Origin of the sequence: Microbacterium sp. NPDC019599, assembly GCF_040632175.1 — a bacterium.
GTDB lineage: Bacteria > Actinomycetota > Actinomycetes > Actinomycetales > Microbacteriaceae > Microbacterium.
Map to the genome: position 1 here is coordinate 48,937 of NZ_JBEYBL010000009.1, position 15,805 is coordinate 64,741.

Annotated in this window: 16 protein-coding genes; 11 read left to right on the forward strand and 5 right to left on the reverse strand. The window is 71.0% G+C overall.

The genetic code is table 11. From position 1 onward, the window contains the following. Positions 1 to 58: 58 nt before the first annotated feature. Positions 59 to 688 carry a TetR family transcriptional regulator C-terminal domain-containing protein gene (locus ABZ477_RS15040; protein WP_360134684.1) on the reverse strand — a complete coding sequence of 210 codons (630 nt, stop codon included), beginning with the start codon at positions 686 to 688 and terminating at the stop codon, positions 59 to 61. A 93-nt stretch (positions 689 to 781) separates the two neighbouring features. Between ABZ477_RS15040 and ABZ477_RS15045 the strand changes: the two genes are divergently transcribed. The 4 genes from ABZ477_RS15045 (at position 782) to ABZ477_RS15060 (ending at position 5,753) form a co-directional block, all read left to right on the forward strand. Continuing rightward, the gene (locus tag ABZ477_RS15045; RefSeq protein ID WP_360134687.1) at positions 782 to 2,254 is read left to right on the forward strand and encodes a cytosine permease; all 1,473 of its coding nucleotides are present in this window, start codon (positions 782 to 784) and stop codon (positions 2,252 to 2,254) included. Next, on the forward strand, positions 2,251 to 3,285 hold the full coding sequence (locus tag ABZ477_RS15050) for an agmatine deiminase family protein (protein ID WP_360134690.1): 1,035 nt from the start codon (positions 2,251 to 2,253) through the stop codon (positions 3,283 to 3,285). The genes ABZ477_RS15045 and ABZ477_RS15050 overlap by 4 nt, the downstream gene beginning before the upstream one ends. 206 nt (positions 3,286 to 3,491) lie before the next feature. Then, positions 3,492 to 5,192: an amidase gene (locus ABZ477_RS15055; protein WP_360134693.1), complete on the forward strand. Its 1,701-nt coding sequence runs from the start codon at positions 3,492 to 3,494 to the stop codon at positions 5,190 to 5,192. Positions 5,193 to 5,201: 9 nt separating this feature from the next. Next, entirely contained in the window at positions 5,202 to 5,753 is a 552-nt protein-coding gene (locus ABZ477_RS15060) for a YbaK/EbsC family protein (RefSeq protein ID WP_360134696.1), read from the forward strand. Positions 5,754 to 5,880: 127 nt separating this feature from the next. On the opposite strand, the gene ABZ477_RS15065 is transcribed toward ABZ477_RS15060, so the two are convergent. The 4 genes from ABZ477_RS15065 to ABZ477_RS15080 all read right to left on the reverse strand — a co-directional run bounded on the left by ABZ477_RS15065 (position 5,881) and on the right by ABZ477_RS15080 (position 9,441). Then, positions 5,881 to 7,161, reverse strand: a complete 1,281-nt coding sequence (locus ABZ477_RS15065) for a saccharopine dehydrogenase C-terminal domain-containing protein (RefSeq protein WP_360134699.1) — start codon at positions 7,159 to 7,161, stop codon at positions 5,881 to 5,883. An 83-nt stretch (positions 7,162 to 7,244) separates the two neighbouring features. After that, the gene (locus ABZ477_RS15070) at positions 7,245 to 8,237 is read right to left on the reverse strand and encodes a carbohydrate kinase family protein (protein WP_360134702.1); all 993 of its coding nucleotides are present in this window, start codon (positions 8,235 to 8,237) and stop codon (positions 7,245 to 7,247) included. Continuing rightward, positions 8,207 to 8,539: a hypothetical protein gene (locus tag ABZ477_RS15075; protein ID WP_360134705.1), complete on the reverse strand. Its 333-nt coding sequence runs from the start codon at positions 8,537 to 8,539 to the stop codon at positions 8,207 to 8,209. Before ABZ477_RS15075 ends, ABZ477_RS15070 begins: the two co-directional genes overlap by 31 nt. Then, entirely contained in the window at positions 8,539 to 9,441 is a 903-nt protein-coding gene (locus ABZ477_RS15080) for a sugar isomerase (RefSeq protein ID WP_360134708.1), read from the reverse strand. Before ABZ477_RS15080 ends, ABZ477_RS15075 begins: the two co-directional genes overlap by 1 nt. Positions 9,442 to 9,620: 179 nt before the next feature. Between ABZ477_RS15080 and ABZ477_RS15085 the strand changes: the two genes are divergently transcribed. The 7 genes from ABZ477_RS15085 to ABZ477_RS15115 are packed head-to-tail and all read left to right on the forward strand — an operon-like array spanning position 9,621 to position 15,805. Next, positions 9,621 to 10,940, forward strand: coding sequence for a sugar ABC transporter substrate-binding protein (locus tag ABZ477_RS15085; RefSeq protein ID WP_360134711.1), 1,320 nt, complete (start codon positions 9,621 to 9,623; stop codon positions 10,938 to 10,940). Further along, on the forward strand, positions 10,940 to 11,884 hold the full coding sequence (locus ABZ477_RS15090; protein ID WP_360134714.1) for a sugar ABC transporter permease: 945 nt from the start codon (positions 10,940 to 10,942) through the stop codon (positions 11,882 to 11,884). The genes ABZ477_RS15085 and ABZ477_RS15090 overlap by 1 nt, the downstream gene beginning before the upstream one ends. 9 nt (positions 11,885 to 11,893) lie before the next feature. Beyond that, entirely contained in the window at positions 11,894 to 12,805 is a 912-nt protein-coding gene (locus ABZ477_RS15095; protein ID WP_360134717.1) for a carbohydrate ABC transporter permease, read from the forward strand. Further along, complete coding sequence (locus ABZ477_RS15100; protein WP_360134720.1) at positions 12,802 to 13,812, forward strand: D-2-hydroxyacid dehydrogenase; 1,011 nt, start codon at positions 12,802 to 12,804, stop codon at positions 13,810 to 13,812. The genes ABZ477_RS15095 and ABZ477_RS15100 overlap by 4 nt, the downstream gene beginning before the upstream one ends. Next, positions 13,796 to 14,575 (forward strand): DeoR/GlpR family DNA-binding transcription regulator, encoded by a 780-nt coding sequence (locus ABZ477_RS15105; RefSeq protein WP_360134723.1) that lies wholly within the window; start codon positions 13,796 to 13,798, stop codon positions 14,573 to 14,575. Before ABZ477_RS15100 ends, ABZ477_RS15105 begins: the two co-directional genes overlap by 17 nt. Continuing rightward, positions 14,569 to 15,411, forward strand: coding sequence for a class II fructose-bisphosphate aldolase (locus ABZ477_RS15110; protein ID WP_360134726.1), 843 nt, complete (start codon positions 14,569 to 14,571; stop codon positions 15,409 to 15,411). The genes ABZ477_RS15105 and ABZ477_RS15110 overlap by 7 nt, the downstream gene beginning before the upstream one ends. Positions 15,412 to 15,430: 19 nt before the next feature. Beyond that, positions 15,431 to 15,805, forward strand: coding sequence for a hypothetical protein (locus ABZ477_RS15115; protein WP_360134729.1), 375 nt, complete (start codon positions 15,431 to 15,433; stop codon positions 15,803 to 15,805).

The following is a 15,805-nucleotide window of genomic DNA, read 5'->3' on the forward strand; positions in this document are numbered from 1 at the left end:
CAGAAGTTCGGGCATCTCGCGGGGTCGCGGTGAACCGGGGCGGCGGGATGCTGGGCGGTCAGGCGGTGTCGAGGGCGTAGCGGTCGAGCCCCAGCATCCCCTCCACGGCGCGGTGCAGGACGGAGCCGCGCGCGCGGTCGGCGCTCCAGCGCACGAGGGCCTGCGCGTTGAGGCCGTCGATCATGCCGAGAAGCTGCCACGCGACGTCGGCCGCGTCGTCCACGGCGAACTCACCCGCCTCGACCCCGTCCTCGACGAGCCCGCGGACGACGAGTTGCCAGGCATCCATCTCCTGCCGCACCGCCACAGCCAGCGTCTCGTTGCGGCGGCCGAGCGCCCACGCCTCGACCCAGACGAGGGTGACGTCGTCGCGCGTGCCGTCCAGGAGCGTGTCGACGAGCGCGGCGACCCGCGCCGTGGGCCGAGTCTCGGCCGCGAGCACGCCGCGGATGTCGTCGAGCTCCGCCGCGACGACGGTCGCGAACGTCGAGGCGACGAGGGCGTCCATGTTCGGCTCGTAGTGGGCCACGAGCGCAGGCGCGACGTCGATGCGCGACGCTACGGCACGGAGCGTCACGGTCGAGAGGCCCTGCTCGAGCGCGAGATCCCGGGCCGCGTCGGCGATCTCGGCGGCGCGCTCGGCGGGCGACTTGCGGGCGGCCTTCTTCCGAGTGCTTGACATGGTCATCTCCGGGAGGATATCGTCGCGGAATCTTATTGATCGCTTGATCAACAATATCCATCCCGACATCGACGAGGAAGTCCCATGCGCGAAGAAGCCATGACAACCGCCCCTCCCGAGCCCGCCGCCGACCGCGCGGGGCACATCGAGACGCACGGCGCCGACTACATCCCGCCCGCCGACCGGCACGGCCGTCCGCGCGAGCTCTTCTGGGTCTGGATGTCGGCGAACGTCATCTACCTGTACTTCGTCATCGGCGGAGTCCTGATGCTCCTGGGCCTGTCGCTGTGGGAGGCGCTGGCGATCACGATCGTCGGAAACCTCTGGTGGGCGGCCGTCGGGTGGCTCGCGATCAGCGGTCCGGCATCCGGGACCCCGTCCGTCGCGATCATGCGCGCGATGTTCGGCGTCCGAGGCAGCCGCGTCTTCGGCGCGGGCCTGGGCGTCGTGATCGGAGTGTTCTACGAGATCATCAACATCGCCTTCGCGACCCTCGCCGCCCTCGCCCTCGTCGAGTGGTTCGGGATCGCGCTGCCCGCGGGCGCCGAATGGATCGTGCTGGCCGGGATCGGCATCCTGAGCTTCATCATCAGCGTCTACGGGCACGCGACGATACTCAAGCTCGCGCCGTGGTTCTCCGCCGCGCTCGCGGTCGTCTTCATCGTCCTCGCCGGCTTCGTCTTCGGCGCCGCGGACTTCGCCTACGCACCCCCGCCGCTGGACCCGTCCGAGCACATCGCGATGATCCTGCTGGGGTTCGCCGTCGTCGCATCGAGCCCGCTGTCGTGGGGCACCGGCGCGGACTACGCCCGGTACCTGCCCGAGAGCGTCTCGAAGGCGCGCGTCGCGCTGTGGACGGCACTGGGCGGGTTCGTCCCGGCCGTCGCGATCGGCGTGCTCGGCGTCGTCGCCGGCACCGCGATCGACATGACCGACCCGCAGCTGACCGTCGCCGAGATCGTGCCCGCGTGGTTCATGCCCGTCTTCCTCGGGATGATCGTGCTGTCGAGCGTCGCCAACAACGTCCTCGTCGCGTACTCGACGGGCCTGTACGCGCTGGGGCTCGGCTTCCGCGTCTCGCGCGTCGCGACGATCGTCATCACGGGCGTCGTGTCGACGGCCGCAGCCGCGTGGTTCCTCTTCCTCGCGCCGGCCTTCCTCGACACGCTCAACTCGTCGCTCGAGCTGGCCGTCACGGTGCTCGGCCCGCTCGTCGCGGTCTACGCCGTCGACATCCTGCTGCGCCGCAACCGGTACGACGGCCGCGCCCTGGCCGACGAGCGCCGTGACGGACCGTTCTGGTACACGCACGGCGTCTTCTGGCCGGGCGTCATCGCGATGTCCGTCGCGACGACGACCGCCGTTTTGATGGCCAACACGACGCTGTACGTCGGGCCGCTCTCCGTCGCACTCGGCGGCGCCGACCTCTCGGCGATCGTCGGTCCCCTGCTGGCCGGCGGCCTGTACGCCCTACTGTGGCTCACGTGCGCGCCGTACCGCGATCCGGCGGCACGACCGACCGCCCACGCGCCCGCCGAAGCGCGGGCGATCCACGAGGAGGTGCCGGCGTGAGCTGGACGATGCCCGCCGAGACCGCTCGGCACGACCGCACCTGGATGGCCTTCCCGCGCGAGGGGATCACGCTGGGCGACACGGATGCCGAGCGCGAAGAGGGCTACGCCGCCTGGACCGCCGTCGCCCACGCCGTGGCCGAGTTCGAGCCCCTCACGATGGTCGTCGATCCGTCCGAGGCAGACCGCGCGCGACGGATGCTGGGCTCGCACATCGACGTCGTCGAAGCCCCGCTCGACGAGTTCTGGATGCGCGACGTCGGCCCGAGCTTCGTGCTCGACGCCGAGCGGCCGGGCGTTCTGGGCGCGGTGGACTGGACCTTCAACGGCTGGGGCGCGCCCGCCTGGGCCGAGTGGCAGTTGTCCGCCGAGCTCGGCCGCGTCGTGGGCGCCGCCGCCGGCGCCGAGGTGGTCAGCTCGCTCCTGGTCAACGAGGGCGGCGGCATCCACGTCGACGGCGAGGGCACGGTCCTCGTGACCGAGACCGTGCAGCTCGATCCGCGCCGCAACGCCTTCGCCGACAAGGCGCGGGTCGAGGCGGAGCTCGCCCGCACGATCGGCGCGACGCGCGTCGTGTGGCTCCCCCGCGGCCTGACGCGCGATTACGACGACTTCGGCACGAACGGCCACGTCGACATCGTCGCGACGATCGCGTCGCCCGGCCGCGTTCTGCTGCACGCGCAGCAGAACGCCGCCCACCCCGATTTCGAGGTCACGCGCGAGCTGCGCGCGCACCTTTCGGAGCAGACGGATGCTGTCGGCCGCCGCTTCGAGATCATCGACCTGCCGGCGCCCGAGACCCTTAAGGATCACGAGGGGTTCGTCGACTGGAGCTACGTCAACCACTCCGTCGTCAACGGCGGCGTCGTCGCGTGCGGCTTCGGCGAGGAGAAGGCGGATGCCGCGGCCCGTGAGATCCTCGCCGACGCCTACCCGGGCCGGCGCGTCGTGACCGTCGACGCGCGGCCCATCTTCGCGCGGGGCGGCGGCATCCACTGCATCACGCAGCAGCAGCCGGCGGTGACCCCGTGACCGGGGAGGCTCGGCGCGTTTCGTCTCGCTTCGCTCGCTCGACGACCGCGGCTGCGTGGATCTCGGCCGCTGAGCGAGGGAGCGCAGCGACCGAGACGAAACGCACTGAACTCGGAGGAAACCAATGATCGACGTCGTCGCCCTTCGATACGGCCGCTTCGCCGCCTACTCAGGAACCGCCGCAGCCCAGCTGATCGGGAACACCGATGTTTGAAGTCACTGAATGTTCCATCGCCGAGCTCCGCCGCGCGCTCGAGTCGGGCGACGCGACCGCCGTCGGGCTCGTCGAGGCCTACCTCGCCCGCATCGACGCGTACGACCCGCCGAGCACCGAGACCGCACTCAATGCGGTCGTCGTGCGCAATCCCGACGCGATCGCGGAGGCCGCGGCATCCGATGCCCGCCGGCTCCGCGGCGAGACGCTCGGGCCGCTCGACGGCATCCCGTACACCGCGAAGGACAGCTACCTCGTCACGGGGCTCACGGCGGCCGCGGGGAGCCCCGCCTTCGCCGACCTCGTCGCGCAGCGCGACGCCTTCACGATCGAGCGGCTGCGCGGCGCGGGTGCGATCTGCCTCGGCCTCACGAACATGCCGCCCATGGCCAACGGCGGGATGCAGCGCGGCGTCTACGGCCGCGCCGAGAGCCCCTACAGCGCCGACTGGCTCACGGCGCCGTTCGGATCGGGATCATCGAACGGCTCGGGCACCGCGACGGCCGCGAGCTTCGCGGCCTTCGGCCTCGGTGAGGAGACGTGGTCGAGCGGGCGCGGCCCCGCCTCGAACAACGCACTGTGCGCATACACCCCGTCGCGGGGTGTCATCTCGGTGCGCGGAAACTGGCCGCTCGTGCCCACCATGGACGTCGTCGTGCCGCACACGCGGACGATGGCCGACCTCCTCGAGGTGCTCGACGTCATCGTCGCGGACGATCCCGAGACGCGCGGCGACTTCTGGCGCGCGCAGCCCTGGGTCGCGCTGCCGGCGGTCGCCGACGTGCGGCCTGCGTCCTACCCCGCGCTCGCCGGCGGCGAGGCCCTCGCCGGCCGGCGGATCGGCATCCCGCGGATGTACGTCGATGCGGATCCGGATGCCGGCACCGGAACCGGCATCGGCGGCCCGACGGGCGAGCGCATCCAGACGCGCGAGTCCGTCCTCGCACTGTGGGAACAGGCGCGGCAGGACCTCGAATCCGCCGGCGCGACGGTGGTCGAGGTCGACTTCCCCGTCGTCTCGAACTACGAGGGCGACCGCGCCGGGGCTCCGACGATCGCGACGCGCGGGCTCGTGACTCCCGGGTACCTGCACCGCGAGATCATCGACCTCTCGGCGTGGGGCTGGGACGACTTCCTCGCCGCGAACGGCGACCCCGCGCTCTCGACCCTCGCCGACGTCGACGGCGCCCGGATCTTCCCGCACCCCGAGGGCGCGGTCCCCGACCGCTACACGGGCTTCGACGACGACATCGCCGAGTACCCGGGCTGGGTGCGCGATCACCCGGGTGCGACCCCCTGGACCGACATGCCCGAGCTCGAGGCGGGCCTGCGCGGCCTCGAAGAGACGCGTCGCCTCGATCTCGAGGAGTGGATGGACGGCCTCGGGCTGGACGCCGTCGTCTTCCCCGCCGTCGCCGACGTGGGCCCCGCAGACATGGACCGCGTCGAGACGTCCGCCGATCTCGGCTGGCGCAACGGGGTGTGGGTCGCCAACGGCAATCTCGCGATCCGGCATCTCGGCATCCCGACCGTCACGGTGCCGATGGGGACGATGGCCGACATCGGGATGCCGGTGGGCCTGACCTTCGCGGGCCGCGCGTACGACGACTCGGCGCTGCTGCGGCTCGCGGCGGCGTTCGAGGCGACGGGCGACCGACGCACCGAGCCGCCGCGGACTCCGCGCTTGCCGTAGCGTCGAGCCGTGCCGTCGCTCGACTTCTCCCGCGCCCTGGATCGCCCCGACCTGCTGTCCGAGCCGGTCCGGCGCGGGCTCGAGGCCCTGCCGCCGGGCATGGCGGCGACCGTCCGTGTGACGCCGATCGACCCGTCGCTCGCCGACACGGCGGCGTTCTGCGAGGCCTACGGCGTCGGGATGGACGAGGGCGCGAACTGCATCGTCGTCGCGGGCGCCCGCGGCGAGGTCACGACCTACGCCGCGTGCCTCGTGCTCGGCACGACGCGCCTGGACGTCAACGGGATCGTCCGGAGGTTCCTCGGCGCACGGCGGGCGAGCTTCGCGCCGATGGACGACGCCGTCGCCCTCACCGGCATGGAGTACGGCGGCATCACGCCGATCGGCCTGCCTGACGACTGGTCGATCCTCGTCGACGCGAAGGTCGCCGAGCTGCCCTGGGCGATCGTGGGTGCCGGCATCCGCGGTGCGAAGCTGTCGCTTCCCGGCGCGGTGCTCGCCGCGCTCCCCGGAGCCGAGGTCATCGAGGGCCTGGGCCGCGAGGTTTCCGCGGCGTCCTGAGGTCGCCCGCGGGCTCGCGCTCCACGCTCCGCCGTCGGTTCGTCTCCGTCGAATGTCGACTTTCCGTGGCGGAAGTCCGGCGTTCGACGGAGACGAACTCAAGGGCAGCGGGGGCCGAGGACCAGCCTCAGCGGGCGACGGCGTGCTCGCGGATCCCCCAGGGCTGGCCGTAGCCTCCCTCGGCCGCGGGGCGGGCCATGAGGTCGAGGAAGGGCACCGCGTCGAAGGCCTCGGGCCCGAGGACTCCGGCGCCCGACCATGAACCCGCCGCGAGGAGCTCGAGTGCGATGACGGGGTTGAGCGCCGTCTGCCAGACGACGCACTGGGCCTCGTACTCGGCCATCGTCCACTCGTTGTCGGACACGTGGTACAGGTACGTCTCGCGGGGCTGCCCGTCCTTGCCCGTGCCCGTGACCCACAGGCCCGCGCACGTCTTGCCCGTCATCCGCGGGCCGATCGTCGCAGGGTCGGGCAGGGCCGCTGCGACGACGTCGCGCGGCGCGACCTCGACGGGGCCCGCGGCCGACCGGACGCGCACCGGCGCCGTCCTGTCGAGGCCGAGCAGATTGAGCATCCGCAGAACGTTGATGAACTCGGCACCGAGCCCGTACTTGAACGTCACGCGCTTCGCGTCGACCCAGCGCGGCATGAGGAGGACCTCCTCGTGCTCGACGTTGACGCACTCGACCGGACCGATGCCCTCTGGGAAGTCGAACACTTCGGGCTCGCTGAACGGCGGCGTCGTGAACCAGCCGCGTCCCTCCTCGTACACGACGGGCGGGTTGAGGCACTCCTCGATCGTCGTCCAGATCGAGAAGGACGGCGCGAAGATCTCGTTCCCGTCGTCGTCGCGGACGACGAGATTCGCGCCGTCGCGCACACCGAGCTCGTCGATCTCGCTGAAGAGGTGGTCTGCCGCGTACCGGGCGAACACGTCCGACAGGCCGGGCTCGACGCCCATGCCGACGAGGGCGAGGCGACCGGCATCCCTCCAGTCCTGCTCCTGCGCGAACTGCGCGTCGCCGAGCTTGACACCCGTCTGCGCGTAGGGCTGGTCGGGATGCCGCTCCGACAGGCTCATCGCCATGTCGAGGTAGTCGCAGCCCGCCGCGAGCGCACCCTCGAAGATCGTCGGGACGAAGCGCGGCTCGACCGCGTTCATGACGTGCGTCGCGCCGTGCTCGCGCGCGACGGCGGCGACGGCCGCGGCATCCGACGCGTCGACGCGCGCACTCGCGAACCGCTCGGCGACCTCCTCGCCGTGACGCGCACGGATCCACGCGACGGTGCGCGCCGCGCGGGCCTCGTCGTAGTCGCTCACGATGATGCGCTCGTAGAACGACCGCCGTGCCGCGATCTTGGCAATGGCGTCGCCGACGCCGCCGGCGCCGATCAGCAGGACTCGCATGATGCTCCTTCGGGCGCGCTCGGCGCCACGTCGTGGGGTGGGGTCGATGAGGGGCCTCGGAGAGGCGGCCCGGAGCGGCGCGCTCAGGAAGGGTGGACGTCGACGCGATCGGCGAGCGCCTCGGCCGCCGTGCGGTCGGGCTGCGCGCCCACGCCGCCTGCGCCGCGCGTCGATGCGGTGCCGCACGCGACGCCGAGCGCGAGCGCGCGCTCGACCGGCTCGCCGGAGAGGAGCCCCGCGAGGAAGCCGGCGGCGAGGCTGTCGCCCGCACCGACCGTGTCGACGAGCCGGCCGTCCAGCTCCGGCACACCCGCGTGCACGCGCACCGTCGCGCCGCCGTCGCGGCGGGCCGCGACGGCGCCGTCCGCGCCGAGCTTGCAGACGACGACGGCGCCCGCCGGCATCCGGTCCAGCAGCGACTCGACGGCGTCGTCGGCCGTCGCCGTGCGTGCGATCCCGGTCAGCTCCTGCTCGTTCGCGAAGAACACGTCGGTGTGGACGAGGACGCTCAGGATGCCGCGATCCCACTCCTCGTCGGGGTCGAAGTTGCCGTCGAGCGACGTCGTGAGGCCCGCGGCGCGGGCGTCGGCATAGAGCGCCGGCGCCTCGGCCCACAGCGACCGCTGCAGGAAATAGCTTCCGATGTGCAGGTGCCGAGCCGACGCGAGCGCGTCGGGAGAGGCATCCGCTCGGCGCACTTCGCCGATGGAGCCCATCGCGGTCAGGATCGCCCGGTCGCCGTCGGGGCGGGTCAGGTGCGTGGACGAGCCGGTCGGCAGCGATTCGTCGATGCGGATGCGCGACGTGTCGACACCGCGGGACGCGAGCTCGCGCACGATGTAGTCGCCGAAGTCGTCGCGTCCGACGACGCCGACCATCGTCGTGCGCACGCCGGCGGCGGCCGCGCCGCACGCCGTGATCGCCGACGAGCTGCCCATCGTGAGCGTCGTGGACGGGACGAGCTGCTCGTGCTGGCCGAATCGGAGTTCGCCGTCGAGCGCGACGATGATGTCGACGCACAGCTCGCCGACGACGAGGAGGTCGGTCATGCGACCGCCGGCGTCGACGTCAGCCATTCGCTCCACACTCCTTCGTGCTCCACGGCGTGCGCGCTCATCCAGGAGCGGACGGATGCCTCGGTCGCCGCGCGTGCCGCATCCATCTTCGCCGTCCCGCGGTCGCTGCCGTGGATCGTGACGACGGGCCACGCGACGGCAGCAGCGGCGGATCCCGACACGGCCGTCGGGCCGGCGGAGACGAACGTCGCGATGACGTCGCCGTCGCCGAGGCCGAGCGCCTGCGCGACGGCGTCGGCGACGGCCGAGACGAGCCCTGCCGCATCGGGATGCGGTTCGGCGAGCACCGTGACGACGGGCATCAGCCGGCCGCGAGGACGGAGCGGTTGAGGAAGGGAGGGCTGTCGGGGTTGCGGCCCGCCTCGCGAGCGAGCGCGAGGGCGAGGCGGTGCACGAGGACGAGGTGCGCCTGCGGGTCGAGGTCGTCGACGTGGATGACGGCGCCCGTCGCCCGGATGTCGGCCGCGACGACCTCGGGCAGCGGTCCGAGCGACCACACGAGCGAGCCGGGGCCCGCGCACGAGATCGGGCCGTGCTGGTACTCCCACACGGGGTAGGCCTCGGTCCAGGCTCCCGCTGACTCGCGGATCTTCAGCGCCGCCTCCTGCGCGAGGCCGACGGTCCACCGGTGGCCGAGGAAGACGACCTGCCGGACGCCCGCCGGGTCGGCGGGCAGGTCTCGCTCGAGCGCGGCGCGGGCATCGGCGACGAGCTCGTCGGGCGCGAGACCGATCGAGGCGCGCAGCGTCGTGAGCACCGTGGTCGCGAAGCGCGTCTGCACGATGGAGGTCTCATCGGCGAAGCCGAGGTGCACGATGCGCTCGCACAGCTCGCCGAGCGGCGTGTCGACGTCGCCGAGGATCGCCGTGATCCGGTGGGACCCGCGGTACCGCTCGACGATCTCGACGACGTCGGCCGTCGTGCCGGAGCGCGAGATCACGACGATGTGCTCGTCGTCGTCGACCCACGTGAGCTCGGTCGGGATCGCGGCGCGCGTGCGCCCGATGCCCGCGTCGTTGCGCAGGTACGCGTACGCGTCGCCGATGTAGTACGACGTGCCGCAGCCGACGACGAGCACCTTCTCGCCAGCGGCGGGGAGCAGTCCCAGCTGCTCGGCAGGGAGTGCGAGTGCCGTCGACCACACATCGGGCTGACTCGACAGCTCTCTCTCCGTGACGATGCCCAGCTCGGCGCGGTCGTTCATGCGGTTCCTCCAGGTGTAGACCTCGAGACGTCGTCCCGAGTGAAGTAAGCACATTCAATCAGAAATGAGCAGAGTATGGAAGTTCTTGACTATTTCGGTGATGATGTTGAATACTTTCCTCACCAAGAGGCGCGACGCAGCACCGCGGAGGCGCCCCACGAACCCGAAGGGATCGCAGCGTGATTCTCAGCACCAAGCGCGTGTTCGGCGCCACCGTCGTTCTCGGCGCAGCCACCCTCGCCCTGGCCGGCTGCGCCGGCTTCGGCGGAGGCGGAAACAGCTCCGGCGACGACAGCGACGGCGGGTCGCAGACCCTCACGTTCACGACGTGGGCCAGCGAGAGCGAAGAAGCCGCCTTCACCGAGCTCATCGACCAGTTCGAGTCCGAGCACGACGGCGTGACCGTGGACCTCAACGTCGTCCCCTACGACCAGATGTTCTCGAACATCGACGCGCAGCTCTCGTCGGGCGACGCGCCCGACATCTTCCGCGTCGACTACGGCAACCTCGGCGTCTACTCGAGCCAGGGCCAGCTTCTGGACCTGTCGTCCTACTTCAGCGACGACGAGATCTCGGCCTTCGTCCCCGCCATGTGGGAGGCCGTCTCGTACGACGGCACGCCCTACGGCGTCCCCCACCAGACGGACGTCTCGGCCCTCCTGGTCAACCTCGACATGCTCGAGGAGGCCGGCTTCGACACGAGCACCCTCCCCACGTCGCAGGACGACGCGTGGACGTGGGAGGAGTTCGCCGACGTCGCGACCGAGCTGCGTGCGGCGCTCCCCGACGACAAGTACCCCTTCGTCTACAACTGGCAGCAGTTCGGCGCGGCCCGCTGGCTCAGCTGGCTGTTCCAGGCCGGCGGCAGCTTCCTCGGCGAGGACGGCACGACCGCGACGATCGACTCGCCCGAGGGCGAGAAGGCGCTCGACTTCACGAAGAGCTTCTTCGACAACAACTGGGTGCCGCCCACGAGCTCGACGAAGGCGACCGCCTACGCGGACTCGCTCTTCGCCGAAGGCACGACGGCGATGGCCTTCGTCGGCTCGTTCCTCGTGCCCGACATGGACTACTTCAACAAGTTCGAGTGGACCAGCATCCCGATGCCCCGCGACGAGCGCGGCGCGACCGACCTCGGCGGCAACGCCCTCGTCGCGACGAAGGACGCCTCGAACCCCGACCTCGCGGCGGAGTTCCTGAAGTTCATGGTCTCGGCCGACGCGATGACGTCCTTCGTCGCCGCGACGAACGAGCTCCCGACGCGCACCGACATCGCGGCCGACTCGATCGACTTCGCCGTCCGCCCCGACGTCATGCCCGCCTTCGTCGAGCAGGCCACGACGATCGAGCCCGAGGACGTCAAGCAGCTGACGTCGCCGGCCATGGCCGCGATCAACACGGCGCTGCAGGATCAGCTCGAAGCCGCCTTCATCGGCGGCCAGTCGACCGCCGACACGCTCGCCAACCTGTCCGCGGCGATCGAGGAAGCAGCCAACTGATGACGACGACGACCGCACGCGGCCAGGAGAGCGCGCTCGCCGCGCCCTCCCGGCCGCGGGCGGCGCGCCGCGCGGCGCGGATGCGAGAGGGCCTGGTCGGCTGGGGGTTCCTGACCCCGAACCTGATCTTCCTCGTGACGTTCCTGTTCGTGCCGATCGTGATGGCGATCCAGCTGTCGTTCCAGGAGACCCGCGGGTTCGGCGACCCCGAGTGGGTCGGGCTCGACAACTACGTCAAGCTCGTGAACGACCCTGTGTTCTGGCAGAGCCTCGGCAACACGATCGTCTTCACCGTCGTCACGGTGCCGATCGAGCTCGCCGCGGGACTCGGTCTCGCGGTGCTCCTGAACTCCGTGCTGCCGGCCCGCGGCGTCTGGCGGACGATGATCGTCCTGCCGATGGTCATCTCGGGCGTCGCGTCGGGCATGATCGCGGTGATCATCTTCTACCAGACCAACGGCATCATCAATAAGGTGCTCGCGGCGCTGGGTCTCCAGCCCATCGCGTGGCAGTCCGACCCCGTCCCCGCGATGGTGTCGGTCATGATCGTGTCGATCTGGCTCCGCGTCGGCTTCAACATGATCATCTACCTCGCCGGCCTTCAGAGCATCTCGCCGGAGCTGTACGAGGCCGCGAAGATCGACGGCGCGAACCGGTGGCAGCAGTTCCGCTCGGTGACCGTCCCGCTCGTGGGCCCGAGCACGTTCTTCCTCCTGATCATGAACGTCATCGCGTCGTTCCAGGTCTTCGACGTCATCTTCGTCATGACCGGCGGCGGCCCCGGCAACTCGACGTCCGTCCTCGTGACGTACGCGTACCGCAACGGCTTCCAGATCCGCGAACCCGGCTACGGAGCCGCGATCGGCGTCGTCATCCTTCTCATCACGCTCGCCTTCACCTTCATCCAGTGGAAGACGAGCCGCACCCGCGACCTCGTGGGCTAGGAGCACCCCATGGCACAGACCACGACACTCCTCGCGATCGCCGAGGCCGACGAGCTGGGCGAGCGCAGAGCCGCCCGGCTCCGTCGCCGGCGGGCGTCGCGCATGGGCGATCGCAAGGGCATCGTGTGGCGCACGATCCTCGCCGTGATCGTCTGCGCGATCGTGATGTTCCCGCTGTACTGGATGATCGTCGTCGCCTTCTCGCCGCGCGACGAGGTGTTCGACACCGAGCTGCGCTTCTGGCCCAGCACCTGGACCACCGCGAACTTCGTGAAGCTCTTCGAGCAGTACCCCATGGTCACGTGGTTCGGGAACTCGGTCGTGATCGGCATCTTCGTCACAGTGCTCACGGTCATCGTGAACCTGCTCGCCGGCTACGCGTTCGCGCGGCTGCGCTTCCGCGGACGCAACGCGATCTTCCTCCTCGCCCTCGCGACGATGATGATCCCGGTGCAGGCGATCATGGTCGCGCAGTTCAAGCTCGTCGCGGGCCTTGGCATCTACGGCACCTACTGGGGCGTCATCCTTCCCGGTGCGGCCGCGGCGTTCGGCATCTTCCTCGCGCGGCAGTTCTTCATCGGCATCCCGGACGAACTGATCGAGGCGGCGCGCATCGACGGCGCGGGGCACGTCCGGATCTTCCTCCAGGTGGTGCTCCCGCTGTGCAAGCCGCTCATCGCGGTGCTGACGCTCCTGACGCTCATGGGCAGCTGGAACGACTTTGCGTGGCCGCTCATCGCACTCAAGCAGAACGACCTGTTCACGCTGCCGATCGGGCTGCTGTACCTCAAGGGCCAGACGGCTCCCGACTACAGCGCGATCATGGCGATGGCGCTCGTGTCGGTCATCCCGATGGTGCTGCTGTTCCTCTTCTTCCAGCGGTACTTCGTCCAGGGCTTCGCCCGGAGCGGCATCCGATGACCCTCACCTACCTCTGCACCCTCGACCTGCCCGAGGAGTGGTTCGCCGAGCTCGCCGAGCGCGTGCCCGACGTCGAGGTGCACCGCGTGACCGGCGGCGGCTCCCCCGAGCCCGACGTGCTCGCGCGCGTCGACCTGCTGCACACGAGCGAGTGGTTCCCGGATGCCTCGGCAGCCCCTGCGCTGCGCTGCGTGCAGCTGGACACGTCGGGTGTCGACCACGTGCGACGCACGTCCCTGTGGGAGACCGGCATCCCGATCGCGACGCTCGGCGGGATCGCACCCGTGCCGATGGCGGAGTACGCGCTCATGACGGTGCTCGAGCTCGCGCACCGGATGCCCCGCATCCAGCAGCTGCGCGACGGCCGCGAATGGCCGTCCGACGCGGAGCGGCTCGCGACCCTCACGCCGCGACTGCTGTCCGGTGCGACGCTCGGCATCGTCGGGTACGGGCGCATCGGCCGCGAGATCTCGCGGCTCGCGTCGGCGTTCGGGATGCGGGTCCTCGGCCTCAAGCGGTCGATCGAGGCTGCCCCCGCCGGCGCCGAGAAGTTCGACACGGGGCGTCTCGGCGCGGCCGACGACCCGACGGAGCTCTTCCCGATGGACCGCCTGGACGAGGTGCTCCGGCAGAGCGACATCCTGGTCGTCGTCGTTCCGCTCACGGATCTGACGCGCGGCATGATGGGCGCAGCGCAGCTGGATCTGCTGCCCGCGGGCGCCCTCTTCGTCAACATCGCGCGCGGCGGGATCGTCGACGAGGCGGCCCTGCTCGAGCGCCTGCGCGACGGACGGATCGGCGGAGCCGCCCTCGACGTCTTCGACGACGAGCCGCTCCTCGCGGACTCGCCGTGGTGGTCGGAGCCGCAGGTCCTCGTCACGCCTCACGTCGCGGGGCTCGCGCCGCAATATCATGCACAGACGCTCGACCTCGTGGTCGAGAACCTGACCCGGCTCGCCGAGGGGCGTCCGGTCCTGAATGAGGTGGATCGTGTCTCCGGCTACTGAACCCCTGCTCGGCCCCAAGCGGCAGCGCGAGCTGCTGAACTACATCCGCGCGTACGGCACGAGCTCGGTCAACGAGATGGCCAAGCTCCTCGGCGTCAGCACCTCGACGGTCCGGCGCGATCTGAACGAGCTGCAGGACCGCGGCCTCATCGAGCGCATCCACGGCGGCGCCGCGCACGTGAGCGACGACGTCGAGCCGCTGCGCCCCCTCCGCGAGGTCGCCTTCGCCGACGAGAAGCGGCGCATCGGCCAGGCCGCCGCGACCCACGTCGCCGACCACTCGACCGTCCTGATCCTCGGCGGCACGACGACCGAGGCGATGCTGCCGTTCCTCGGCACGGTGCGCGCGCTCACGGTCCTCACGAACAGCCTCATGGTCGTCAACCGCCTCTCGCAGATCAGCGACATCGAGATCATCGTCCTCGGGGGTCTCCTCCGGCGGACCGAGATGAGCCTCCTCGGGCACCTGACGATCGCGGGCCTGGACGAGTTCGGAATCGACCAGGTGTTCTCGGGCGCCTTCGGCATCGACCCCGAGATCGGAGTGACGGGCACGAACCTGAGCGAGACGCAGACCGACCGCTCGCTCGCCTCCTCGGCGCGCGAGCTCGTCATGCTCGCCGACCACAGCAAGCTCGCGCAGCGCGGGCCCGCCCGGCTCGTCCCGACGACGGCGATCTCGACCCTCATCACGGACGACGACGCGGACTCCGACGTCCTCGCCCAGTTCCGCGCGGCGGGGGTGAACGTCGAGACATGCTGACGACAGCATCCCGCCTCCTGGGAGGCGGGGCAGGCGGGAGCCTGCCCGCAATCGGGGCGTTCAACGTCATCACCCTCGAGTATGCAGAGGGCATCGTCCTCGGCGCCGAGCGCGCGGGTCTTCCCGTCCTGCTCTCAGTGAGCCACAACGCGGTGCGCTTCCACGGCGCGCTCGCCCCCATCGCCCGGGGAAGCCTGGCCCTGGCGGAGGCGGCATCCGTCCCCGTCGGCCTGCATCTGGACCACTGCGAGGATGCCGCGCTCGTCCTGGAGGCCGCGCGCCTCGGGTTCGGCTCGGCGATGTTCGACGCCTCGACGCTGCCCTTCGAACAGAACGTCGCCGAGACCGCCGACGTCACGGCACGCGGCCACGAGCTCGGCATCTGGGTCGAGGCCGAGCTCGGCGAGATCGGCGGAAAGGACGGCGCGCACGCCCCGGGTGTGCGCACCGATCCCCGCGAGGCCGCGGACTTCGTCGCGGCTACGGGCGTGGACGCGCTGGCCGTCGCGGTCGGGACGTCCCACGCCATGACGCACCGGACGGCCCACCCCGACCTCGACCTCATCGCGAGGCTGGCGCACGCCGTCCCCGTCCCGCTCGTGCTGCACGGCTCGTCGGGCGTCGCGGACGACGGCCTCCGGGCCGCCGTCGGCGCCGGCATCCGCAAGGTCAACGTCGGCACCCAGCTCTCGATCGCGTACACCGACGCCCTGACGGCGGGCCTGGGCGGCGGCCCCGACCCCCGCAAGGCACTCACCTCCGCGCGCGAGGCTGTCGCGGCATCCGTCGAGCGACTCCTGCACGCGATCTCGGCACCCGTGCCGTCCCTCACCTGAAACTCCCGGAAGGAGTCCCATGTCTGCGACCGTCTCCGGTCCGTCCTCGCACGAGGGCGAGCCGACGCCGGCCGAGCTGCTCGCCGCGGGCGACATCGTCGGCCTCATGCGCGCGTGCCACGACCGCCGCCTCGAGCGCGAAGGCATCCCCATGGTGCTCGGGTTCGCCGACGAGCGCGGCCCCATCCCCGTCAACGCGGATCCCGCGCAGCGCGCCGAGGGCCAGACGTTCCTCGACGTGTTCGACCGCTACTCCGCGGCGCTCGTGCCATTCGCGCGCGACGACGACGAGGGTGCCGTCATCACGGCGATGCAGGTGCTCGCGTACACGCACTTCGCGCCGGGCGCGGCGCCCATCGGATCGGTCGCCGCGGCGGCTTCGGAGGAGGACTGA

Excerpts from the sequence above, each read along its gene's own strand:
- ABZ477_RS15040 (WP_360134684.1), bottom strand. The coding sequence starts at position 688 with ATGACCATGTCAAGCACTCGGAAGAAGGCCGCCCGCAAGTCGCCCGCC.
- ABZ477_RS15045 (WP_360134687.1), top strand. The coding sequence starts at position 782 with ATGACAACCGCCCCTCCCGAGCCCGCCGCCGACCGCGCGGGGCACATC.
- ABZ477_RS15055 (WP_360134693.1), top strand. The coding sequence starts at position 3,492 with ATGTTTGAAGTCACTGAATGTTCCATCGCCGAGCTCCGCCGCGCGCTC.
- ABZ477_RS15065 (WP_360134699.1), bottom strand. The coding sequence starts at position 7,161 with ATGCGAGTCCTGCTGATCGGCGCCGGCGGCGTCGGCGACGCCATTGCC.
- ABZ477_RS15070 (WP_360134702.1), bottom strand. The coding sequence starts at position 8,237 with ATGGCTGACGTCGACGCCGGCGGTCGCATGACCGACCTCCTCGTCGTC.
- ABZ477_RS15075 (WP_360134705.1), bottom strand. The coding sequence starts at position 8,539 with ATGCCCGTCGTCACGGTGCTCGCCGAACCGCATCCCGATGCGGCAGGG.
- ABZ477_RS15080 (WP_360134708.1), bottom strand. The coding sequence starts at position 9,441 with ATGAACGACCGCGCCGAGCTGGGCATCGTCACGGAGAGAGAGCTGTCG.
- ABZ477_RS15090 (WP_360134714.1), top strand. The coding sequence starts at position 10,940 with ATGACGACGACGACCGCACGCGGCCAGGAGAGCGCGCTCGCCGCGCCC.
- ABZ477_RS15095 (WP_360134717.1), top strand. The coding sequence starts at position 11,894 with ATGGCACAGACCACGACACTCCTCGCGATCGCCGAGGCCGACGAGCTG.
- ABZ477_RS15100 (WP_360134720.1), top strand. The coding sequence starts at position 12,802 with ATGACCCTCACCTACCTCTGCACCCTCGACCTGCCCGAGGAGTGGTTC.
- ABZ477_RS15110 (WP_360134726.1), top strand. The coding sequence starts at position 14,569 with ATGCTGACGACAGCATCCCGCCTCCTGGGAGGCGGGGCAGGCGGGAGC.
- ABZ477_RS15115 (WP_360134729.1), top strand. The coding sequence starts at position 15,431 with ATGTCTGCGACCGTCTCCGGTCCGTCCTCGCACGAGGGCGAGCCGACG.